Annotated in this window: 1 protein-coding gene; it reads right to left on the bottom strand. The window is 54.8% G+C overall.

Annotation, left to right across the window (positions count from 1 at the left end):
- Nucleotides 1–965 (bottom strand): prenyltransferase/squalene oxidase repeat-containing protein (locus tag RC85_RS26000; protein WP_157594117.1); only part of this gene is annotated, 965 nt, incomplete at its 3' end.
- Between the last annotated feature and the right edge of the window lie 36 nt (nt 966–1,001).

Here is a 1,001-nt window from a genome sequence, read left to right as displayed (position 1 = left end):
CGCTGTTTGATAGCCATTTCTTTTTGAGTCGCCTCATCGGTCACTTTCAGGATCGCATCGGTCCGCGTTTCCATACAGTACCAGTAAAAGAAACCACCGTAGTTGTAAGAAGACGTGTGGTCATCGTACTTACGGGCTCTATCCATGTCGTCGTGCATCTCAAACGCAGACTCAAGGCTCTCGACCAGGCCATCGTGATCGGCACGATCCCAGATCACGAGAGCGCCTTCGCAATGAGGCATCCGACCCGCGCTTCCGATCGTCCGCCGTTCACTGGCTTCCTTTCCCGCGGCGCTGCCGTTCCGCGGACTGCTGTACATCCAGGCCCCGTTGGCGAATCGGCATTTCGTCAGCGCAGCGATCGCCGCCTCCACGCAGGACGCATCGACCTGAGCACCCAGCGACTCTGACTCCTTCATCGCCCACAACGCTGACGCCGTCACAAACGGATTGTTGTACTCGTGATAGAAATCACCACCAGCAGTTTGCACGCTGGCCAAAGCTTTCAAACTTTCCGTGATTCCTTCCGCTCCCGTTTGCCATTTGGACTGCAGACGATTGAACAATCGAAGTCGGTAAAGATAGGCCCAGAAAATCTCGTCCTTGTCCTGCAAGTTCAATTTTGATTCATCGCTGACGTAAGCCGCAGCGCTTTTGATCGCGTTCTCGATACGAGGCTGCAAGTCTTTCAGCTCTGGTCGACCGTGAGCTTCCAACAACGCCATCGCTGCGATTGATGTTACGGCCGAGTGAACGTTGGGCAAGCTATCGGTTCCGCCGAAATCGTAATCCGAATCGTTGAACGCGCCTTCTTCGTTTTGCATCGACAACAGAAACTCAATGCCGCGCCGCCAAAGCTGCTCTTCAGCAAACGTATTCGCAGGTGCCGCGGACCCTTTCGATTTGCGACCCGCGTTCAAGTACGTCTCGTCCGGCAATTCACGAAAGACTTCGAATCCTCGCACAAACGGGCCAATTCGTTGCGCCTCTGCGGCAGCTTT

Source organism: Rubripirellula obstinata, assembly GCF_001642955.1.
GTDB classification, from domain to species: Bacteria; Planctomycetota; Planctomycetia; order Pirellulales; family Pirellulaceae; genus Rubripirellula; species Rubripirellula obstinata.
This window is presented reverse-complemented; position numbering and strand designations above follow the sequence as displayed.